An 18,562-nucleotide genomic window follows, 5' to 3' on the forward strand; every position below is an offset into this window, starting at 1 on the left:
GTCTGCAGCACCTCGCCCGCGAGCCGCCGGTACGTCTCGTCCGCCGACTCCCCCGTCGTCTCGTTGACCGTGCCGAGCCGTTCCCAGACGGCGTTGCGGCGCCGCTCCAGGACCGCCCGCAGCCGGTCGGCCAGGGGCTTCGGCAGGGCGTTGCGGTCGTCGGCCAGCAGCTCGCGCAGCCGACGCTCGGCGGCCCGTGACGCCTCGCTCTGCGCCTGCGCCTCGGCGAGCGTCTCGGCCTGTCTGTCGCGCCCCGGCAGCTTCAGCAGCCGGATCAGCAGCGGCAGGGTGAGCCCCTGGACGACGAGCGTGCCGATGACGGTCGTGAAGGTCAGGAACAGCACCAGGTTGCGCCCCGGGAAGGGGTCGCCGTCGTCCATGGACAGCGGGATGGAGAAGGCGATCGCGAGCGACACCACCCCGCGCATCCCGGCCCAGCCCACGATGAGCGGCGCCTTCCAGTTGGTGTCCGTCTCGCGCTCCCTGATCCGCCGGGACAGCGCGCGCGGCAGGAAGGTCGCCGGGTAGACCCAGACGAACCGGGCGAGGACGACGACCACGAAGACGCCGACGGCGTACAGGCACGACTCGGCGACCCCGTACTCGCCGAGTCCCCTGAGCACGAACGGCAGTTGGAGCCCGATCAGCGCGAAGACCGCCGACTCCAGCACGAAGGCGACCATCTTCCAGACGGCGTGCTCCTGGAGCCGGGTGTCGAAGTCGACCTGCCAGGAGCGGTGTCCGAGATAGAGGGCGACCACGACGACGGCCAGCACCCCGGAGGCGCCGAACTGCTCCGCGAGCGCGTAGGCGACGAACGGGATGAGCAGCGAGAGCGTGTTCTGCAGCAGCGCTTCCTTGAGGTGGGTGCGCAGCCAGTGGATCGGCACCATCAGGATGAGCCCGACGGCCACACCGCCCAGCGAGGCCAGCGCGAACTCGCGGAACCCCTCGCCCCAGCCGGCCCCGGCGCCGACGGCGGCGGCCAGCGCCACCTTGAACGCGGTGATCGCGGTCGCGTCGTTCACCAGCGACTCGCCCTGCAGGATCGTGGTGACCCGGCCCGGCAGCCCGAGCTTCCTGGCGATGGCGGTGGCGGCGACCGCGTCGGGCGGCGCGACGACGGCGCCCAGCACCAGCGCGGCGGTCAGCGGCAGGTCCGGCACCAGCAGGAAGGCGAGATAACCGACGACGAGCGTCGCGAAGAGCACGTAGCCGACCGAGAGCAGCGCGACGGGCCGCATGTTGGCCCGCAGGTCGAGGTACGAGCTGTCCACCGAAGCCGTGTACAGCAGCGGCGGCAGGATCAGCGGCAGCACGATGTGCGGGTCGAGCGTGTAGTCGGGTACGCCGGGCACGTACGCGGCGATCAGCCCGACCGTCACGAGCAGCAGCGGCGCGGGCACCGGCGTGCGCCGGGCGGCCCCGGCCACGGCGGCGCTGCCCGCCACCAGTGCGACCAGCTGCAATACATCCATCCGGGTGTCCTCACATGCGTCGTAACCTTGGTCATCATGAGCGAGTGCGAACACGTCGCGGATCTGCCGCGCCCCGAGCCCGAACCGCAGAGTGACACGTGTCTGGAGTGTCTGGCAGCCGGTACCCACCCCGTACAGCTACGGATGTGCCTGGTCTGCGGCCATGTGGGCTGCTGCGACTCCTCTCCGTACCGCCACGGGACGCGGCATTTCAAGGACACGGGTCATGCGGTGATGCGGTCCTTCGAGCCGGGCGAGAGCTGGCGCTGGTGCTTTGTCGACGGTTCGATCGTCTGACGTCTGGGTACGTCAACCCTCCGCCGGTTATTCCGCATTGGCCGGTCCACACCTCAAGCGACTTTGCGTGCGCATGGACTTACCATCGGTGACAGCCGTGCGGAGAGGGTCCGGCGACAGGGCACTATGGATCGCGATAGCGTCGCCAGTCCAGACCGGCTGCGTGCCGACCACGTACCGCAAGGCTCCGGACCTCTCCCGGTCCTGAGCCCTGAAAGCTTGTGCCACCTTGGAGGTGAGGGTGTCCCAGATCGCAGGCGAGCCCGGGACCCAGGACTTCGTGGAAGTCCGGCTGCCCGCTGCGGGTGCCTACCTGTCCGTGCTGCGTACGGCCACGGCCGGCCTCGCGGCGCGCTTGGACTTCACCCTCGACGAGATCGAGGACCTGCGCATCGCCGTCGACGAGGCCTGCGCGATCCTGCTTCAGCAGGCCGTGCCCGGCTCCGTCCTCAGCTGCGTCTTCCGGCTGATCGAGGATTCGCTGGAGGTCACCGTCTCGGCCCCGACCACCGACGGGCGCGCGCCGGAGCGTGACACGTTCGCGTGGACGGTGCTCTCGGCGCTGGCCGGCAAGGTCGACTCGACGGTGGCAGAGGACCGTACGGTCGCCATCAGCCTGTACAAACAGCGCGGCGCCGGACCCGGTCCGGCGTGAGGGACGGGGGAAGGCCGGTGCAGGACGAGGGGCGCGTCCCCCGGGGTCCTGGGGGAGGGCACGAAGGCTCCGTCGAGCGGGTGCTCACTCCTGCGGGTGTCCCGGAGCAACAGGCCCGCCCCCACCCGGTGGACGGATCTGACGGACCGGACGGCGGGACGGCGGCGGAGCAGGCGCGGGCGGAGCGGGCGGCCTTTATGAGCGAGCAACACCACGATCCACATGACCGCAGCGGGGCGCGGGCGATGTTCATCGAGCTGCGCGAGCTGCCTGACGGTTCGTCCGAGAAGGCGGATCTGCGCAACAGGCTGGTGCGGATGCATCTGCCGCTGGTCGAGCATCTGGCCAGGCGCTTCCGCAACCGCGGTGAGCCGCTGGACGATCTGACCCAGGTGGCGACGATCGGCCTGATCAAGTCGGTCGACCGGTTCGACCCGGACCGCGGTGTCGAGTTCTCGACGTACGCGACCCCGACGGTCGTCGGCGAGATCAAGCGGCACTTCCGCGACAAGGGCTGGGCGGTACGGGTACCCCGCCGCCTCCAGGAGCTGCGGCTGTCGCTGACGACCGCGACGGCCGAGCTGTCCCAGCAGCACGGCCGCTCGCCCACGGTCCACGAACTGGCCGAGCGGCTGGGGATCTCCGAGGAGGAGGTCCTGGAGGGGCTGGAGTCCGCGAACGCGTACTCGACGCTGTCGCTCGACGTGCCGGACACGGACGACGAGTCGCCGGCCGTCGCCGACACCCTCGGTTCCGAGGACGAGGCCCTGGAGGGCGTCGAGTACCGGGAGTCGCTGAAGCCGCTGTTGGAGGATCTGCCGCCGCGCGAGAAGCGGATCCTGCTGCTGCGCTTCTTCGGCAACATGACCCAGTCGCAGATCGCGCAGGAGGTCGGCATCTCCCAGATGCACGTGTCACGGCTGCTGGCCCGCACGCTGGCGCAGCTGCGTGAGCGGCTGCTCGTCGAGGAGTGACCGTCGGGGAGTGACCCTCGGGGAATGTCCGTCGGGCAATGTCCGTCGGGGAATCACCGGGGCGGGACGACGGGGCAGGTCGGGGCCCGTGCGTCAGGCGTCGTCGCCTGCCGGGCCCCGGATGCCGAGCGCCTCGGTGGTCGTCGGGTTGACCAGGGCCACGAGCCCGGCCACGGCGACCACCGCGAGCGCGATGCCGGCCGGCACCAGCGCCCCGGACGCCGTCAGCAGCGCCCAGGCGGCGGGCAGCGCCATGATCTGCGTGATCATCGCGGGGCCCCGGCTCCACCGGCGGCGCAGCCACAGACCGCGTGCCGCGATCAGCGGAATGGCGCCGAGGACGAGCACGGTCACCCCGAGCGTCACCGCCTGCTGCGGACTGTCCGGGTCTCCGCTCACCGCTTCGACCAGCAGATACACCCCGCCGGCCAGCAGCGCCAAGGCCTCGGCCAGGCACACGGCGGCCGCGACGGCGAGCCGCGCGGGACGCGGTCCTCGGACGGCGTCGGCTGCGGGTTCGGGGGTCCTCTTCTCACTGCTGCTCACCCGAGCAGCGTAGCCGCCGCCCACGGGCCGGGATCGGCCCCCGGGGTCACCGGCCGGTAATCTTCCAGGCATGCGCGCACTCCTCGTGGTCAATCCGGCAGCAACCACCACCAGTGCCCGGACACGTGACGTTCTGATCCACGCACTCGCCAGCGAGATGAAGCTGGAGGCCGTCACGACGGAGTACCGCGGACACGCGCGCGACCTCGGCAGGAAGGCGGCCGAGTCCGAGGACATCGAGCTGGTCGTCGCCCTCGGCGGGGACGGCACGGTCAACGAGGTCGTGAACGGGCTGCTGCACAACGGCCCCGATCCGGACCGGCTGCCCCGGCTGGCCGTCGTGCCCGGCGGCTCCACCAATGTCTTCGCACGGGCGCTCGGCATCCCCAACGACGCCGTGGAGGCCACCGGAGCGATCTTGGACGCCCTGCGGGACGGCAGCGGCCGTACGGTCGGTCTGGGGCTCGCCGCGGGCACTCCAGGGACGGACGACGAAGGGGTGCCGTCGCGCTGGTTCACGTTCTGCGCCGGATTCGGACTCGTGGCCGGGGTCGTCGGCCGGGTCGAACAGCAGCGGGAGCGCGGGAAGCGTTCGACGCACGCCCTTTACGTGCGCCAGGTGATACGCCAGTTCCTCGAAGAGCCGCACCGCAGACAGGGGATGATCACCCTGGAGCGGCCCGGCGCCGACCCGGTGACCGACCTCGTGCTGTCCATAGTCTGTAACACGGGCCCCTGGACCTACCTGGGGAATCGTCCGGTGTACGGCTCCCCCGGCGCCTCTTTCGACACGGCTCTGGACGTGATCGGACTGAGCCGGCTGTCGTCGGCGGCGGTCGCCAGATACGCGACTCAGCTGCTCACTTCGACGCCCGAAAAGGGCCTTCATGGGAAGCATGCCGTCGCCCTGCACGACCTGACGGACTTCACCTTGCATTCAAAGGTCCCCCTGCCCTTCCAACTGGACGGCGACCACCTGGGACTGCGAACGAGCGTGACGTTCACAGGCGTACGCCGTGCACTGCGTGTGATTGTGTGAGTGGAAGGGGCCAAACTCCTTCCACTCGAACGTTTAGGCTGGCATCCACCCCATGGAAGTACGGCTGTGACCTAGTCGACACCGAGGAATCAAAAAAAAGTTTCCGGAAGGGGTTGTATCCGCCGCCGAGGTTTGCGAATCTCTACATGGCGATCGGGACGGCCCGCAACACCGGCCTCCCTGAGAACCAGAACCCCTCCTCATCCCAAGGACGACGTCAGTCCGCCTGACGGTCGGCCCTTCCCTTGTTGAGGGATTCGTGAAAGCGTTCACATTCACAAGCAACATGAATGACACACCCAGAGAGGTAGCAGCCATGGACTGGCGTCACAACGCCGTTTGCCGCGAGGAAGACCCCGAGCTGTTCTTCCCCATCGGCAACACCGGTCCTGCGCTGCTGCAGATCGAGGAAGCCAAGGCCGTCTGCCGTCGCTGCCCCGTCATGGAGCAGTGCCTGCAGTGGGCGCTTGAGTCCGGCCAGGACTCGGGCGTCTGGGGTGGCCTCAGCGAGGACGAGCGCCGCGCGATGAAGCGCCGTGCCGCTCGCAACCGGGCGCGTAACGCGACCGCCTGATCCACCCCGCACGAGCCTCAGCAGGCGGAGCGTACAGCGTGTACGCATAGTCCCGCCCCCGAACCGCAGCGCGCAGTACCCCCACCGATGCGCATAGCAAATGAGCTTCGAGCCGAGCCCCGAACCGTTACCACGGTTCGGGGCTCGCTGCTGTGCGCTTCCCTTCAGGTCTGATCCCGCGTCAGCGGTGCGGCACCTCAGCCGTACGTCACTTCTGCGGCTCGACGGGGATGTCCAGCACCACCTGGGTGCCGCACTCCGGGGCCGGCACCATGTCGAAGCTGCCGCCCAACTCGCCCTCCACCAGCGTCCGTACGATCTGCAGCCCGAGGTTGCCCGCCCGCTGCGGGTCGAACCCCTCGGGCAGCCCACGGCCGTCGTCCTGGACGGTGATCAGCAGCCGGGCGTCCGAACGGGCGCCCTCGCTCCGCTGTTTGCCCGGCGTCTCACCCGAGCGGATCACGGAGACGTCGACCCGGCCCTGGTCCGCGGGGGCGAAAGCGTGTTCAAGGGCGTTCTGCAGAATTTCCGTCAGCACCATGGAAAGCGGCGTGGCCACTTCGGCGTCGAGAATCCCGAACCTGCCGGACCGTCGGCAGACGACCTTGCCGGGTGAAATTTCGGAAACCATTGCGAGAACCCGGTCGGCGATCTCGTCGAATTCCACCCGCTCGTCAAGATTCTGTGAAAGCGTCTCATGCACGATCGCGATCGAACCGACGCGCCGTACCGCCTCGTTGAGCGCTTCCCTGCCCTGCTCGGAGTCCATCCGCCGGGACTGGAGCCTGAGCAGCGCCGCCACCGTCTGGAGATTGTTCTTCACCCGGTGGTGAATCTCCCGGATGGTCGCGTCCTTCGTTATCAATTCACGCTCGCGGCGCCGGAGTTCCGTGACGTCACGCAGCAGCACCAGTGAACCGATGCGGGTGCCCTTGGGTTTGAGCGGGATGGCCCGGAGCTGGATGACCCCGACGGCGCTCTCCACCTCGGTCTCCTTGGGGGCGTACCCGCTGGCCAGTTTGACCAGCGCCTCGTCCACCGGGCCACGCGCGGGCGCGAGTTCGTCGGTGGCCCGGCCCAGGTGCTGGCCGACGAGGTCGGAGGCGAGCCCCAGCCGGTGGTAGGCGGAGAGGGCGTTGGGGCTCGCGTACTGGACGACCCCGTCGGCGTCGAGCCGGATCAGCCCGTCACCGACGCGCGGGGACGCGTCCATGTCGACCTGTTCGCCCGGGTAGGGGAACGAGCCGGCGGCGATCATCTGCGCCAGGTCGGAGGCGGACTGGAGATACGTGAGCTCCAGCCGGCTCGGCGTGCGGACGGTGAGCAGGTTGGTGTTGCGCGCGATCACGCCGAGCACCCGGCCGTCGCGCCGTACGGGAATGGACTCGACCCGTACCGGCACCTCCTCGCGCCACTCGGGGTCGCCCTCCCTGACGATGCGCCCCTCGTCGAGGGCCGCGTCGAGCAGCGGGCGCCGGCCGCGCGGGATGAGATGGCCGACCATGTCGTCCTGGTAGGACGTGGGTCCGGTGTTGGGGCGCATCTGTGCGACGGACACGTAGCGGGTGCCGTCGCGGGTGGGGACCCACAGCACCAGGTCGGCGAAGGACAGGTCGGAGAGCAGCTGCCACTCGGAGACCAGCAGATGGAGCCACTCGAGATCGGACTCGCTCAGGGCGGTGTGCTGGCGTACGAGGTCGTTCATGGAGGGCACACAGCGAGCGTACCCGTGGAATTGACCCGCCCCTACGGATGGACAGCACAGAATGGTCTAGTCCACAATGAACGGGTAAAGCTTCCGCCTTCCCCGCACAGGAAGGCGGGACCGAGGCATCCGGCGCCCTCTGCCCTGACCGCGCCGCTGCCTCTTCCACGGCCGTACGGGACCGCACACCCGTCCGGCCGTAGTAACTCCGGGCTGCGGTGCCGGACGGGCTGAGGGTCCCGTCCCGGCGCCGCGGCCCGCGGGTGTTTTCGCGGGCCCTGCGATCCGGTGACAGCCGCTTCAGGGCCGCCTCAGCGGGTCTCGGTGACCTTCGCCAGGGCGCGCGGGGCGTCCGGGTCCTGGCCCCGGGCGATGGTGACCTCGTACGCCAGCAGTTGCAGCGGCAGGATCTCCAGGACCGGCTGCACCTCCTCGGCGACGCCGTCCGTCGGCAGGACGAATCCGGCGGACGCCGTCTCGACCTCCCACTTCGGGCCGATGACCACCAGGTCGGCGCCCCGGCCGCGCAGCCGGTCGAGGACGGGGCGCAGCACCTCACCGCCCTTGCCGTCGGGTACGACGGCGATCACCGGCGAGATGTTGTCGACCATCGCGAGGGGGCCGTGCAGCAGGTCGGCGCCCGAGTAGGCGAGCGCGGGGATGTAGCTCGTCTCCATGAGCTTCAGCGCCGCCTCCTTGGCCGTCGGGTAGCCGTAGCCGCGGGAGGTGAGGACCATCCGGTCGGCGAAGCGGTAGCGGGAGGCCAGCGTCCGCACCTCGGCCCTGCGGCTGAGGATCTCCTCGGCGAGGTCCGGCAGGACGGCCGCCGCGACCCCGTCACCGCCGCCCAGGCCCTCGACGAAGAGGTAGAGCGCCAGCAGGGTCGCCGTGTACGTCTTCGTGGCGGGCAGCGCCTTCTCGGGCCCCGCCAGGACGTCGATGTGGAACTCGGACACGGCGGCCAGCGGCGAGTCCGGGCTGTTGGTCACGGCGAGGGTGATCGCGCCCGCGTCCCTGGCCGCCTGGGTGGAGGTCACCAGGTCGGGCGAGCCGCCCGACTGGCTGACGGTGATCACCAGCACGTCGGTGAGGTCGGGGCGGGCGCCGTACGCCGTGATGGTGGACATGGAGGCCAGGCCGCACGGCATGCCGCGCCGGATCTCCAGCAGGTACTTCGCGTAGAGCGCCGCATGGTCGGACGTGCCGCGCGCCGAGAGCAGTACGAAACGTGGCCGTCGCTCGCGGATCGCCGCCGCCACCTCCCGGACACCCGGGGCGCCGTCCCGCAGGATGCGGCGCAGCACCGCCGGCTGCTCCGCCATCTCGCCCGCCATGATCAGCCCGGGCTGCTCGCTCTCCGACATCGTCTCTGCCTCCGTACGGCGGGGTTCGTACGCCTTCCCGCAACCTGTCCAGTCGACCATGGGCGGGTACGGCGCCGCCAGCCGGGGAGGCCCGATCCCCTGGTCAGGGCCCCTTCAACCAGGGCTGACTGCTCTGCTAGATTGGTCTATACCACACTTCGGACATCGTCACTCCCCCAGATCGGCAGGGCCAGCGTGGAAGTTGTCATCGTCCAGGACGCCGCGGCAGGCGGCGAGATCGTCGCGGACAGCATCGCCCGCCTGCTGCGGCGCAAGCGCGACGCGCTGATCGGGGTCGCCACGGGCTCGACCCCGCTGCCCGTGTATCTGGCGCTGGCGGCCCAGCGCCGCGCGGGGGCCGTGGATGTCTCGGACGCCCGGATCGCGCAGCTCGACGAGTACGTCGGACTGCCCGCCGGCCACCCCGAGTCGTACCGCTCGGTGGTGCTGCGCGAGGTCGTGGCGCCGCTGGGGCTCTCCGAGAAGTCCTTCATGGGCCCGGACGGCGGGGCCGACGACGTGCAGGCCGCCTGCGAGGTGTACGACAAGGCGCTCGCCGAGGCCGGCGGGGTGGACCTCCAACTGCTCGGCATAGGCACCGACGGGCACATCGGCTTCAACGAACCGTGCTCGTCGCTCGCCTCACGCACCCGGATCAAGACGCTGACCGAGCAGACCCGGGTGGACAACGCGCGCTTCTTCGACAACGACATCGACCAGGTGCCGCACCACGTCATCACCCAGGGCATCGGGACCATCCTGGAGGCGCGCCACCTGGTGCTCCTCGCGACCGGCGAGTCCAAGGCCGAGGCCGTGGCGCAGGCCGTCGAGGGCCCGGTGGCCGCGCTGGTGCCGGCCTCCGCGCTGCAACTGCACCCGCACGCCACGGTCGTGGTGGACGAGGCGGCGGCGTCCAAGCTGAAGCTGGCCGACTACTTCCGCGCCACCTACGCCTCCAAGCCGGACTGGCAGGGCCTCTGACCCCGTGAGGACACGCGAAAGCGCCGGGCGACCCGCGAGGGCCGCCCGGCGCTTTCGTGTTCCCGTGGTGGCGGGGAAGACGGTTCAGCCCGCCACCACGGAGCCGGTTCAGCCCGCCGTACGACCGGTGATGACCTCGGCGGCGGCCTCGCCGCAGACCCGGGCGGCCCCGTGGGTGGCGATGTGCACCGCTCCCCTGGGCTCCGCCTCGTTGACGCCCATCTCGACCACGACCGTCCCCGGCCGGACCGCGAGCAGCGCGTCCAGCGCCTCCGCCATCCAGGCGTGCCGGTGGACGTCCCGTACGACGGCGACCACGGTACGGTCGCCCGCCGCTTCGACCACCTGGGCGGCCACGGCCCGCGCCCCGTCGTCACCGGCGGTGTACGAGCCGGTCTCCGTGCCGGGCAGCAGCCGCGCCAGCTCGGCCCCGACGCCCCACGGGGTGTCGTTGCCCACGGCGATGTTCGCGACGGGAGTGAAGGCGGCGACGTACGGCGCCGACGTGAGCGGGGTGACCTCACCGCTCACGCGTACCGCGCGGCGGGCGGCGACCAGACCGACCGGCGCGCTCTTCACGGCGCCGGGCGCGGTCCCCTCCTGTGCAGCCGCGCCCGGCCCCGAAGCCCCCCTCACCCGATGAGTCCAGTCGGCGAGGTCGCGCACCCGCGCGGCCGCGTCGGCCAGTCGCTCCTCGGGCAGTTCGCCGTTCCGTACCGCGGCGACCAGGGCGTCGCGCAGCCGCAGTACGGTGCCCTCGTCCGCCAGCCCGCCGCCGACACAGATGGCGTCGGCGCCCGCGGCGACAGCGAGGACGGAGCCGCGCTCGATTCCGTACGCCGAGGCGACGGCCTGCATCTCGATGCCGTCGGTGACGATCAGACCCTCGAACCCGAGTTCGCCGCGCAGCAGACCGGTGAGGATCCGCGGGCTCAGTGTCGCCGGGTGGTGCGGGTCGAGCGCGGGCAGCAGGATATGCGCGCTCATCACCGATTTGGAACCCGCCGCGATGGCCGCGCGGAAAGGCAGCAGGTCACGGGCGTGCACTGTGTCCAAGTCCACGTCGACCCTGGGCATCGCGTGGTGCGAGTCGACCGCGGTGTCGCCGTGTCCGGGGAAGTGCTTGGTGCAGGCGGCGACCCCGGCGGACTGCAGGCCCTCCACGTAGGCGGCGGTGTGCCGGGCCACCAGCGCGGGGTCGGCCCCGAAGGACCGTACGCCGATGACGGGGTTGTCGCGGTTGGAGTTGACGTCGGCGGAGGGCGCCCAGTTGAAGTTGACCCCGCACTCGGCGAGCCTGCGGCCGAGTTCGCGCGCCACGTCCCGGGTGAGGTCGGTGTCGTCGACGGAGCCGAGGGCGTAGTTGCCGGGGAAGGACGAGCCGGTGCGCACTTCGAGCCGGGTGACGTCGCCGCCCTCCTCGTCGATGGCGACCAGGACGTCGGGGCGCTCGGCGCGCAGCCGGGCGGTGAGCGCGGCCAGTTGCTCCGCCTCGGCGACGTTGCGGCCGAACAGGGCGACCGAGGAGAGTCCTTCGCCGATGCGGCGCAGCACCCAGTCGGGGACCGTGGTGCCGACGAAGCCGGGCTGCAGGACCGCGAGCGCGTCACGCGTCAGCGTGTCCGTACTGGTGGTGATGGTGGTCATGGGTCGGCGTTATCCCTTCACCGCGCCGGCCGTCAGACCTGCGGCCATCTTGCGCTGGACGATGAGGAAGAGGACCACGATGGGCACAGCCATCATCGTGGAGCCGGCCATCATCGGTGCGAACTCGGTTCCGTGCTTGGTGGAGAAGTTGGACAGCCATACGGTCGCCGTCTGGTTCTGCTGGCTCATCAGCATCAGGGCGTAGAGGTACTCGTTCCACGCCTGGATGAAGCCGTAGACGGAGGTGGCGACCAGGCCGGGGGCGAGCAGCGGGAAGACCACGCGGACGAAGGCGCCGGTGCGGCTGCACCCGTCGACCATCGCCGCTTCTTCCAGCTCCTTGGGGATGTTGACGATGAACCCGCGCAGCGTCCACACCGTGAAGGGCAGGGTCAGCGTCAGATAGGTGAGGACGAGCCCGCTGAGCTTGTCGTACTGCTTGAGGTCGTTCAGCAGCAGGAAGACCGGGATGATCATGGCGACCAGCGGGACCATCTGGACGGCGAGGATGCCGACGATCACGATCTTGCGGCCGCGGAAGGCGAACCGGGAGATGGCGAGCGCCGCGAGCAGTCCGACCACGATCGCGATGAGGACGGCGGCGGCCGAGACGATCAGCGAGCGGGTGACCGGGCCCCAGAAGTCGGCGATGTCCAGCGCGCGCTGGAAGTTGGCCAGGGTGAAGGTCCGGGGGAAGAAGTGCGGGTTCGGGTCGATCGCTTCCTTGGCCGGCTTGAACGCCGTGTTCAGCATCCAGTAGACGGGGAAGCCGATGGCGACGAAGACCAGCAGCCCGACGATGTTCCAGCCGAGCTTGCCCCTCTTGCGGGAGCGCTTGCCCGCGGTGCGGGCGGGCGCCGGGGTGGCGGCGGCGACAGGGGTCGCGGCGGTCGTGGTCACTCCACCTCTCCGATCTTCAGCATCTGGCGCATGTAGACGGCGATCACGCCCAGCAGCAGCGCGACCGTGATCAGTGCGATGGCCGAGCCCTGGGAGTAGTCGTTGACGACGAACGCCTTGTCGTACGAGTAGGTGGTGAGCAGCTGGAACTCGGCCTCGGGGTGGCCGTCGCGCATCACGAACACCTGCGGGAAGACGCCCATGTCCCAGATGACCGACAGGGTCGCCAGCATGACGACGATGGGCTTGAGGAGCGGCATGGTGACGTGCCGGAAGACGCCCCAGGCGCCGGCGCCGTCGAGACGCGCCGCCTCTTCGAGTTCGGCGGGTACCTGGGTGAGTCCCGCGGTGAGGGTGATGGCGACGAACGGTACGGCGCCCCAGACCACCAGCAGGATGATCACGGCGAGGCCCTGGGTGCCGCTGGCGAACCAGTTGTGGCCGATCAGATCGACCCCGGGGACCCTGCTGAGCAGCCAGTTGAGGACGCCGTAGTCGGAGTCGAACATCCACTTGAAGATGGTGATGGCGACGACGACGGGCATGCCCCAGCTCGCGATCAGGGCGATGTTGATGAGGGTCTTCACCCAGCCGGACACGCGCTGCAGGAGCAGCGCGACCAGCATGCCGAGGACCAGCGTCAGGATGACGCAGACCGCGGCGAAGACGACGGTGCGCAGGGCGACCGTCCAGAACTCGCTGTCCCCGAGCACCTCGGTGAAGTTGCTGAAGCCTGCCGACTCGGCCGGCTGGAAGCCCCACAGCTGGGGCTGGCCGAACTTCTGGAACGACAGGGTGACCAGCCGCACCAGCGGGTAGCCGAAGACGAGACCGATGACGAGCAGTCCTGGCAGGAGCAGCAGCCAGGGGATCGAACTCCCGCCCGTTCTGCGCTTTCCGCCGGGCTTCCCGGGTCTGCCGGGTGCGGTGCCCGGTTGTGGGTCGCGCCGCGCCGGCGGCACCTTCACAGTGGTTGTCTCTGCGGCACTCATCGCGCGCTCCTCGGGGTCCCTCTCCTGGTGCAGCCCGCCGGACGGGGCCCCGTCGGATCCGACGGGGCCCCGTGCTCAGGTCACTTGGTGTTGATGACCTTGTCGATCGCGGCGTCCGCGGTCTTCGCGGCGTCCTCGACCGACGCCTTGCCGGTGGCGATGGACTGCAGCATCGTCTGCAGTACCTGGGCCTTCTCGACCTGTCCCCAGCCCGGAGCCTGCGGGACGAACCAGCTGGACTCGGCGGCGGTGGCCGGCACTGCCGTGGCCGGGTCGCTCTTCATGGGAGCGAGGTCCGTGGTGTTGTTGGGCAGGTTGCCCTTGGCGACGAGGCCCTTCTGGCCCTGCGCGCCGGTGAAGTCGTTGATCCACTCGGCGGCGAGGTCCTGCGCCTTGGACTTGACCGGGACGGCCAGGTCCGAACCGCCCAGGAAGACGGGCATGTTCTTGCCGGAAGGACCGGGCATCACGAAGTTCTCGAGGTTGCCCTTGAGCTTGCCGGTGGTGTCGGCCTTCGGGTCCTCGGCGGACGCGCCTTCCCAGGCGGCGCCGAAGATCATGCCGGACTTGCCCTGACCGTAGATGGTGAAACGGTCCGACTCGTCCTTGGTCTTGTCGCCGTGCATGTACTTGTCTTCGATGTTCTTCCAGTCGTTCAGGCCCTTGAGCGACTCCGCCGAGGAGAGGTTGGCCTTGAACGTGCCGCCGTTGTCGGTGGCTATGGAGCCGCCGGCGTCGTAGACGAAGGACATCGCCGCGTACCAGTCACGGGAGGGCTGGTACCAGGCGTTGAACTTGGTCCCCTCCTTCTTCTGGATCTTGTCCAGGTCGGAGGTCAGCTCGGCGTAGGTCTTGGGCGGCGCGGTGATGCCGGCCTTCTTGGCGACGTCCTTGCGCCAGTTGCCCACGCGGCCGCCGGCGTAGTACGGCACACCGTAGGTCTTGCCCGAGTAGGTCACGGACTGCTTGAGGCCGTCCAGCCAGGCGCCGGAGTTGTCGAACTTCGAGGCGTCGACCGGGGCGAAGGCGCCCTTCACCATGTAGCCGAGCATCTCGGTGTTGCCCATCTCCACCACGTCCGGCGCCTTGTCGGTGGCGAGGACGGCGTCGAGCTTGGTGTTCTTGTCGGGCCAGCCGTAGTACTCGTGCTTGATCTTGACGCCGGGGTGCTTCTTGACCAGTGCGGCATCGGCGGCCTTCACCAGGTCCGGCCAGTTGTTCTGGGCATCCACCGTCAGCCACACGGTGAGTGCTTTGGCGTCCTCCGACTTCGAAGACCCGTTGTCGGACTTGCTGTCCGAGCCACACGCCGCGATGCTGACCAACATGCCCGCGACGCCGACCGCCGCGATGAGCTTGCGCTTCACGCCACCCTCCTCAGGGATTCCTGCAACCCCCCGCCCACCGCGAAGACTTACGCCGAGTACTGACTGGGGCTGGGACCTGGTCTTTAATGGTTTAGACCAGTACGGGGAGCTTGGCCTAGACCTTTGGGGGTGTCAAGGGTGTATAAGAAGGGCAGTGACGTCCGTTATCGGACCGACACCTGAGAGGCAGGCCCACGTCTTGTGACCGGACCGTGCCACCATGTGAGCCGCGACAGACGGAGGAGCCGGTGACGGCAGCAGCGCAGCAGTCGGGAAGGCAGGGCATGGCCACGGACGGGGGCGGCACGGAGACCGAGGGACCGGCGGCGACCCGCACGGCGCGCGTGCCCAAGTACTACCGCCTCAAGCGGCACTTGCTGGACATGACAGAGACTCTACCGCCAGGGACCCCGGTTCCGCCGGAACGTACGCTCGCCGCCGAGTTCGACACCTCGCGTACGACCGTGCGGCAGGCGCTCCAGGAGCTGGTGGTCGAGGGCAGGCTCGAACGCATCCAGGGCAAGGGCACGTTCGTCGCCAAGCCGAAGGTGTCGCAGGCCCTGCAACTCACCTCGTACACCGAGGACATGCGGGCCCAGGGCCTCGAACCGACCTCGCAGCTGCTGGACATCGGCTATGTCACCGCCGACGACACCCTGGCCGGGCTGCTCGACATCACCGCGGGCGGCCGGGTGCTGCGGATCGAGCGGCTGCGGCTGGCGAGCGGTGAGCCGATGGCGATCGAGACCACGCATCTGTCGGCCAAGCGCTTTCCCGCGCTGCGCCGCTCGCTGGTCAAATATACGTCTCTCTATACGGCGTTGGCCGAGGTGTACGGGGTCCATCTGGCCGAGGCCGAGGAGACCATCGAGACCTCGCTGGCCACCCCGCGCGAGGCCGGACTGCTCGGCACGGACGTGGGCCTGCCGATGCTGATGCTCTCGCGGCACTCGGTCGACGCGGACAACGAACCGGTCGAATGGGTGCGTTCGGTGTACCGCGGCGACCGGTACAAGTTCGTCGCGCGGCTCAAACGACCCGCCCATTGAGCGGTTTAGCCGCACCGTTGTCGTTCCGAGACGGCGGCGGGGGTGACGGCGGTCGGCCTCCTCCCCTAGATTGCCTGCGCATTACAACAGGTGATCAGTGAGGGGACGGTACGCCGAATGCTGGACAACCCGGAAGAAAAACCGCCCACGGTGACACCGCTGCGGGTGGTGATCGGCGTCTGTCTGCTGGCACCGTTCGTGGCGATGCTCTGGGTCGGGTCGTACGCGAAGGTCGACCCGGCGTTCATCGGCATCCCCTTCTTCTACTGGTACCAGCTGCTGTGGGTCTTCATCTCGACCGCGCTGACCATGACCGCCTACAAGCTGTGGCAGCGTGACCAGCGCGCCCGCAAGGGAGGTGCGTCGCGATGAAGGACGGTGTGAACGGCGTCGCGCTCGGCGTCTTCATCTTCTTCTTCCTGGCCGTCACGGCCATGGGGTTCCTGGCGGCGCGCTGGCGCAGGGCGGAGAACCAGCACAGCCTCGACGAATGGGGCCTGGGCGGCCGGTCGTTCGGCACCTGGGTGACCTGGTTCCTGCTCGGCGGTGACCTCTACACGGCGTACACCTTCGTGGCCGTGCCGGCCGCGATCTACGCGGCGGGCGCCTCGGGCTTCTTCGCCGTCCCGTACACGATCCTGGTCTATCCGCTGATCTTCACCTTCCTGCCCAGGCTCTGGTCGGTGTCGCACAAGCACGGGTACGTGACGACGTCGGACTTCGTCCGGGGGCGCTTCGGCTCGAAGTCCCTGTCGCTGGCCGTCGCCGTGACCGGCATCCTCGCGACGATGCCGTACATCGCGCTCCAGCTGGTCGGTATCCAGTCGGTGCTCGACGTGATGGGCATCGGCGGCAGCAACGACACCAACTGGTTCGTCAAGGACCTGCCGCTGTTCATCGCGTTCGCCGTGCTCGCCGCCTACACGTACTCGTCGGGGCTGCGGGCGCCCGCGCTGATCGCGTTCGTCAAGGACGGTCTGATCTACATCGTCATTCTCGTGGCGATCATCTACATCCCGATCAGGCTCGGCGGCTTCGACGACATCTTCGCCAAGGCGGGTGACGCCTTCGCGAAGGTCAATCCGGCCACCGGCAAACCGCGCGGCGCGCTGGCGCCGCCCGAGGCCGGCCAGTGGGGGTACGCGACGCTGGCGCTCGGCTCGGCGCTCGCGCTCTTCATGTATCCGCACTCCATCACGGCGACGCTCTCCAGCCGCAGCCGTGACGTGATCCGGCGCAACACCGCGATCCTGCCGCTGTATTCACTGATGCTGGGGCTGCTGGCGCTGCTCGGCTTCATGGCGATCGCCGCCGGGATCAAGGTCGACAACGGCCAGTTGGCGATCCCGCAGCTCTTCGAGAACATGTTCCCCGACTGGTTCGCGGGCGTCGCCTTCGCCGCGATCGGTATCGGCGCGCTGGTGCCGGCCGCGATCATGTCGATCGCCGCGGCGAACCTCTTCACCCGCAACATCTACAAGGACTTCATCAAGCCGGACGCGACCCCGGCGCAGGAGACCAAGGTCTCCAAGCTGGTGTCCCTGCTGGTGAAGGTGGGCGCGCTGGTCTTCGTCCTCGGGATGGACCCGACCGTCGCGATCAACTTCCAGCTGCTGGGCGGCATCTGGATCCTGCAGACCCTGCCGGCCCTGGTCGGCGGCCTGTTCACCCGCTGGTTCCACCGCTGGGCGCTGCTGGCGGGCTGGGCGGTGGGCATGGTCTACGGGACGCTCGCCGCGTACGGCGTCGCGAGCCCGACCCAGAAGCACTTCGGCGGCTCGTCGAAGGAGATCCCGGGGCTCGGCGAGATCGGCTACATCGGCCTCACCGCGTTCGTGCTGAACGTGGTGGTGACGGTGGTCCTCACCCTGATCCTGCGCGCGGTCAAGGCACCGGACGGCATCGACGAGACGACGGCGTCCGACTACACGGCGGACGCGGGCGACCCGGACGTCAAGGCCGAACTCCCCCTGACGACACCGGCCGAACCGGCGGAACCGGCTCACTGAGCCGCCTCGAAACCGTCATAGGAACGGGCCGCCGGCACCGTCGGCGGCCCGTCGCGCGTATCAGCGCACCCATTCCTTGAGCTGCTCGGTGTCCAGCGTGATGCCGATCGGATCAGGCAGCGTGATCTGCTTGCCGAACGGCACCGTGTGGACGCTTTCGTAGCGCACACCGTCCGGCTCACTGTGGACGGTGACCACACAGTTGTCCCGGTCGATGAGCAGATAGACCGGGATGTCGGTCTGGGCGTAAGCGCGCGGCTTCTCGATCCGGTCCCGGTCGTCGGTGTCGGAGTCGTACGAGGTGACCTCGACGGTCATCAGGACCTGGTCAGGTTCGGCCCACTCACCCTGGCCGACGAATGCCTCGCTCGGCGCGAGCGAACCGTCCGGCCGGGCCCGGCCGTTGCGATACGTCTGCACCTTCAGTCCCTGGTCCTGGTGCAGCCAGAGCTCCGGACGTGACTGCATACAGATACGAATCAGCCACTGGATGATGCGGCCGTGGTCTCCGTCCGGCACAACGGTGCTCCTGATCATCCCGTCGATGAGTTCCAGCCGGACACTCTCTGTGGTCCGAGCCAGTATCCGCGTCCACTCGTCGAACTCGTCGGGATGAATCCCGTGCCTGTCCTCGACCGCCGTCATGGGGACACCTCCTTGTCTCCACGACGATAGCGGAGCGGTGCGACAGCGGGCAGACGAAACTCGATGCGACACAAGATGTGGGGGGTGACTCCCGAGACGCCCACCAGATGTATGCTCGTCTCGCTGTCGACACAGGGGAATCCGGTGCGAATCCGGAACTGTCCCGCAACGGTGTGCTGTGGTGCGCTTTGTCGTACCCGCGAGTCCGAAGACCTGCCGACGGTGCGTCCGGTTCGACCGAGCCGGGCGCCGAGACGTCCCGGGCCCCGCGGTAGGGCCGGCGGACACGGCGGTGCGCCCTGCCCTGGGTGCGGTCCGTCGTATGCCTGCCTCCTGCCCG

The 18,562-nt window shown here is 69.2% G+C and carries 18 protein-coding genes and 1 riboswitch; of the genes, 9 read left to right on the plus strand and 9 right to left on the minus strand.

The window, feature by feature from the left end; genetic code table 11:
• On the minus strand, window positions 1-1,478 hold a 1,478-nt coding region (locus HY68_RS04255), incomplete at its 3' end, for a Na+/H+ antiporter (protein ID WP_041984543.1).
• Between the two features lie 36 nt (window positions 1,479-1,514).
• On the opposite strand from HY68_RS04255, the gene HY68_RS40360 reads away from it, so the two are divergent.
• From HY68_RS40360 to HY68_RS04265, 3 genes are all read left to right on the plus strand, one after another.
• A complete protein-coding gene (locus tag HY68_RS40360) occupies window positions 1,515-1,775 on the plus strand; it encodes a UBP-type zinc finger domain-containing protein (protein WP_078863418.1) in 261 nt (86 codons plus the stop codon).
• A 241-nt stretch (window positions 1,776-2,016) separates the two neighbouring features.
• A complete protein-coding gene (locus HY68_RS04260; RefSeq protein ID WP_041984546.1) occupies window positions 2,017-2,430 on the plus strand; it encodes an anti-sigma regulatory factor in 414 nt (137 codons plus the stop codon).
• A gap of 80 nt (window positions 2,431-2,510) precedes the next feature.
• Window positions 2,511-3,404 (plus strand): RNA polymerase sigma factor SigF, encoded by an 894-nt coding sequence (locus HY68_RS04265; RefSeq protein ID WP_041984550.1) that lies wholly within the window; start codon window positions 2,511-2,513, stop codon window positions 3,402-3,404.
• A gap of 93 nt (window positions 3,405-3,497) precedes the next feature.
• Here the strand turns inward: HY68_RS04265 and HY68_RS04270 are convergent, their stop codons facing one another.
• Window positions 3,498-3,950: a hypothetical protein gene (locus HY68_RS04270; protein ID WP_041984554.1), complete on the minus strand. Its 453-nt coding sequence runs from the start codon at window positions 3,948-3,950 to the stop codon at window positions 3,498-3,500.
• A gap of 70 nt (window positions 3,951-4,020) precedes the next feature.
• Between HY68_RS04270 and HY68_RS04275 the strand changes: the two genes are divergently transcribed.
• Window positions 4,021-4,989 (plus strand): diacylglycerol kinase family protein, encoded by a 969-nt coding sequence (locus tag HY68_RS04275; RefSeq protein ID WP_041984558.1) that lies wholly within the window; start codon window positions 4,021-4,023, stop codon window positions 4,987-4,989.
• A 316-nt stretch (window positions 4,990-5,305) separates the two neighbouring features.
• Entirely contained in the window at window positions 5,306-5,563 is a 258-nt protein-coding gene (locus HY68_RS04280) for a WhiB family transcriptional regulator (RefSeq protein ID WP_004937597.1), read from the plus strand.
• 208 nt (window positions 5,564-5,771) lie between these two features.
• On the opposite strand, the gene HY68_RS04285 is transcribed toward HY68_RS04280, so the two are convergent.
• Window positions 5,772-7,268 (minus strand): PAS domain-containing sensor histidine kinase, encoded by a 1,497-nt coding sequence (locus HY68_RS04285; protein WP_041984565.1) that lies wholly within the window; start codon window positions 7,266-7,268, stop codon window positions 5,772-5,774.
• A 311-nt stretch (window positions 7,269-7,579) separates the two neighbouring features.
• A complete protein-coding gene (locus HY68_RS04290) occupies window positions 7,580-8,632 on the minus strand; it encodes an SIS domain-containing protein (protein WP_041984568.1) in 1,053 nt (350 codons plus the stop codon).
• A 195-nt stretch (window positions 8,633-8,827) separates the two neighbouring features.
• On the opposite strand from HY68_RS04290, the gene nagB reads away from it, so the two are divergent.
• Window positions 8,828-9,613 (plus strand): glucosamine-6-phosphate deaminase, encoded by a 786-nt coding sequence (gene nagB / locus HY68_RS04295; RefSeq protein WP_041984571.1) that lies wholly within the window; start codon window positions 8,828-8,830, stop codon window positions 9,611-9,613.
• A 108-nt stretch (window positions 9,614-9,721) separates the two neighbouring features.
• On the opposite strand, the gene HY68_RS04300 is transcribed toward nagB, so the two are convergent.
• From HY68_RS04300 to HY68_RS04315, 4 genes are all read right to left on the minus strand, one after another.
• A complete protein-coding gene (locus HY68_RS04300) occupies window positions 9,722-11,260 on the minus strand; it encodes a glycoside hydrolase family 3 protein (protein ID WP_041984574.1) in 1,539 nt (512 codons plus the stop codon).
• Window positions 11,261-11,269: 9 nt separating this feature from the next.
• A complete protein-coding gene (locus HY68_RS04305) occupies window positions 11,270-12,061 on the minus strand; it encodes a carbohydrate ABC transporter permease (RefSeq protein ID WP_241778735.1) in 792 nt (263 codons plus the stop codon).
• Window positions 12,062-12,156: 95 nt separating this feature from the next.
• Window positions 12,157-13,152: a sugar ABC transporter permease gene (locus HY68_RS04310; RefSeq protein WP_041984579.1), complete on the minus strand. Its 996-nt coding sequence runs from the start codon at window positions 13,150-13,152 to the stop codon at window positions 12,157-12,159.
• A gap of 80 nt (window positions 13,153-13,232) precedes the next feature.
• A complete protein-coding gene (locus HY68_RS04315) occupies window positions 13,233-14,519 on the minus strand; it encodes an extracellular solute-binding protein (RefSeq protein ID WP_041984581.1) in 1,287 nt (428 codons plus the stop codon).
• 284 nt (window positions 14,520-14,803) lie between these two features.
• On the opposite strand from HY68_RS04315, the gene HY68_RS04320 reads away from it, so the two are divergent.
• From HY68_RS04320 to HY68_RS04330, 3 genes are all read left to right on the plus strand, one after another.
• Window positions 14,804-15,568 (plus strand): GntR family transcriptional regulator, encoded by a 765-nt coding sequence (locus tag HY68_RS04320; protein ID WP_041984584.1) that lies wholly within the window; start codon window positions 14,804-14,806, stop codon window positions 15,566-15,568.
• Window positions 15,569-15,685: 117 nt separating this feature from the next.
• Entirely contained in the window at window positions 15,686-15,940 is a 255-nt protein-coding gene (locus HY68_RS04325; protein ID WP_041984588.1) for a DUF3311 domain-containing protein, read from the plus strand.
• The gene (locus HY68_RS04330; RefSeq protein WP_041984592.1) at window positions 15,937-17,577 is read left to right on the plus strand and encodes a sodium:solute symporter family protein; all 1,641 of its coding nucleotides are present in this window, start codon (window positions 15,937-15,939) and stop codon (window positions 17,575-17,577) included. The genes HY68_RS04325 and HY68_RS04330 overlap by 4 nt, the downstream gene beginning before the upstream one ends.
• A 60-nt stretch (window positions 17,578-17,637) precedes the next feature.
• Here HY68_RS04330 and HY68_RS04335 read toward each other — a convergent pair whose 3' ends face one another.
• Window positions 17,638-18,222 (minus strand): Uma2 family endonuclease, encoded by a 585-nt coding sequence (locus tag HY68_RS04335; protein ID WP_041984595.1) that lies wholly within the window; start codon window positions 18,220-18,222, stop codon window positions 17,638-17,640.
• A 94-nt stretch (window positions 18,223-18,316) separates the two neighbouring features.
• Window positions 18,317-18,458, plus strand: a riboswitch (cobalamin riboswitch).
• The last annotated feature ends 104 nt before the right edge of the window (window positions 18,459-18,562 follow it).

It is taken from the genome of Streptomyces sp. AcH 505 (assembly GCF_000818175.1).
GTDB lineage: Bacteria > Actinomycetota > Actinomycetes > Streptomycetales > Streptomycetaceae > Streptomyces.

Bases quoted from the DNA above. Each gene is read 5' to 3' on its own strand.
- HY68_RS40360 (WP_078863418.1), top strand. From the start codon at position 1,515: ATGAGCGAGTGCGAACACGTCGCGGATCTGCCGCGCCCCGAGCCCGAA.
- HY68_RS04285 (WP_041984565.1), bottom strand. From the start codon at position 7,268: ATGAACGACCTCGTACGCCAGCACACCGCCCTGAGCGAGTCCGATCTC.
- HY68_RS04330 (WP_041984592.1), top strand. From the start codon at position 15,937: ATGAAGGACGGTGTGAACGGCGTCGCGCTCGGCGTCTTCATCTTCTTC.
- HY68_RS04310 (WP_041984579.1), bottom strand. From the start codon at position 13,152: ATGAGTGCCGCAGAGACAACCACTGTGAAGGTGCCGCCGGCGCGGCGC.
- HY68_RS04275 (WP_041984558.1), top strand. From the start codon at position 4,021: ATGCGCGCACTCCTCGTGGTCAATCCGGCAGCAACCACCACCAGTGCC.
- HY68_RS04280 (WP_004937597.1), top strand. From the start codon at position 5,306: ATGGACTGGCGTCACAACGCCGTTTGCCGCGAGGAAGACCCCGAGCTG.
- HY68_RS04325 (WP_041984588.1), top strand. From the start codon at position 15,686: ATGCTGGACAACCCGGAAGAAAAACCGCCCACGGTGACACCGCTGCGG.
- HY68_RS04300 (WP_041984574.1), bottom strand. From the start codon at position 11,260: ATGACCACCATCACCACCAGTACGGACACGCTGACGCGTGACGCGCTC.
- HY68_RS04290 (WP_041984568.1), bottom strand. From the start codon at position 8,632: ATGTCGGAGAGCGAGCAGCCCGGGCTGATCATGGCGGGCGAGATGGCG.
- HY68_RS04335 (WP_041984595.1), bottom strand. From the start codon at position 18,222: ATGACGGCGGTCGAGGACAGGCACGGGATTCATCCCGACGAGTTCGAC.
- HY68_RS04320 (WP_041984584.1), top strand. From the start codon at position 14,804: ATGGCCACGGACGGGGGCGGCACGGAGACCGAGGGACCGGCGGCGACC.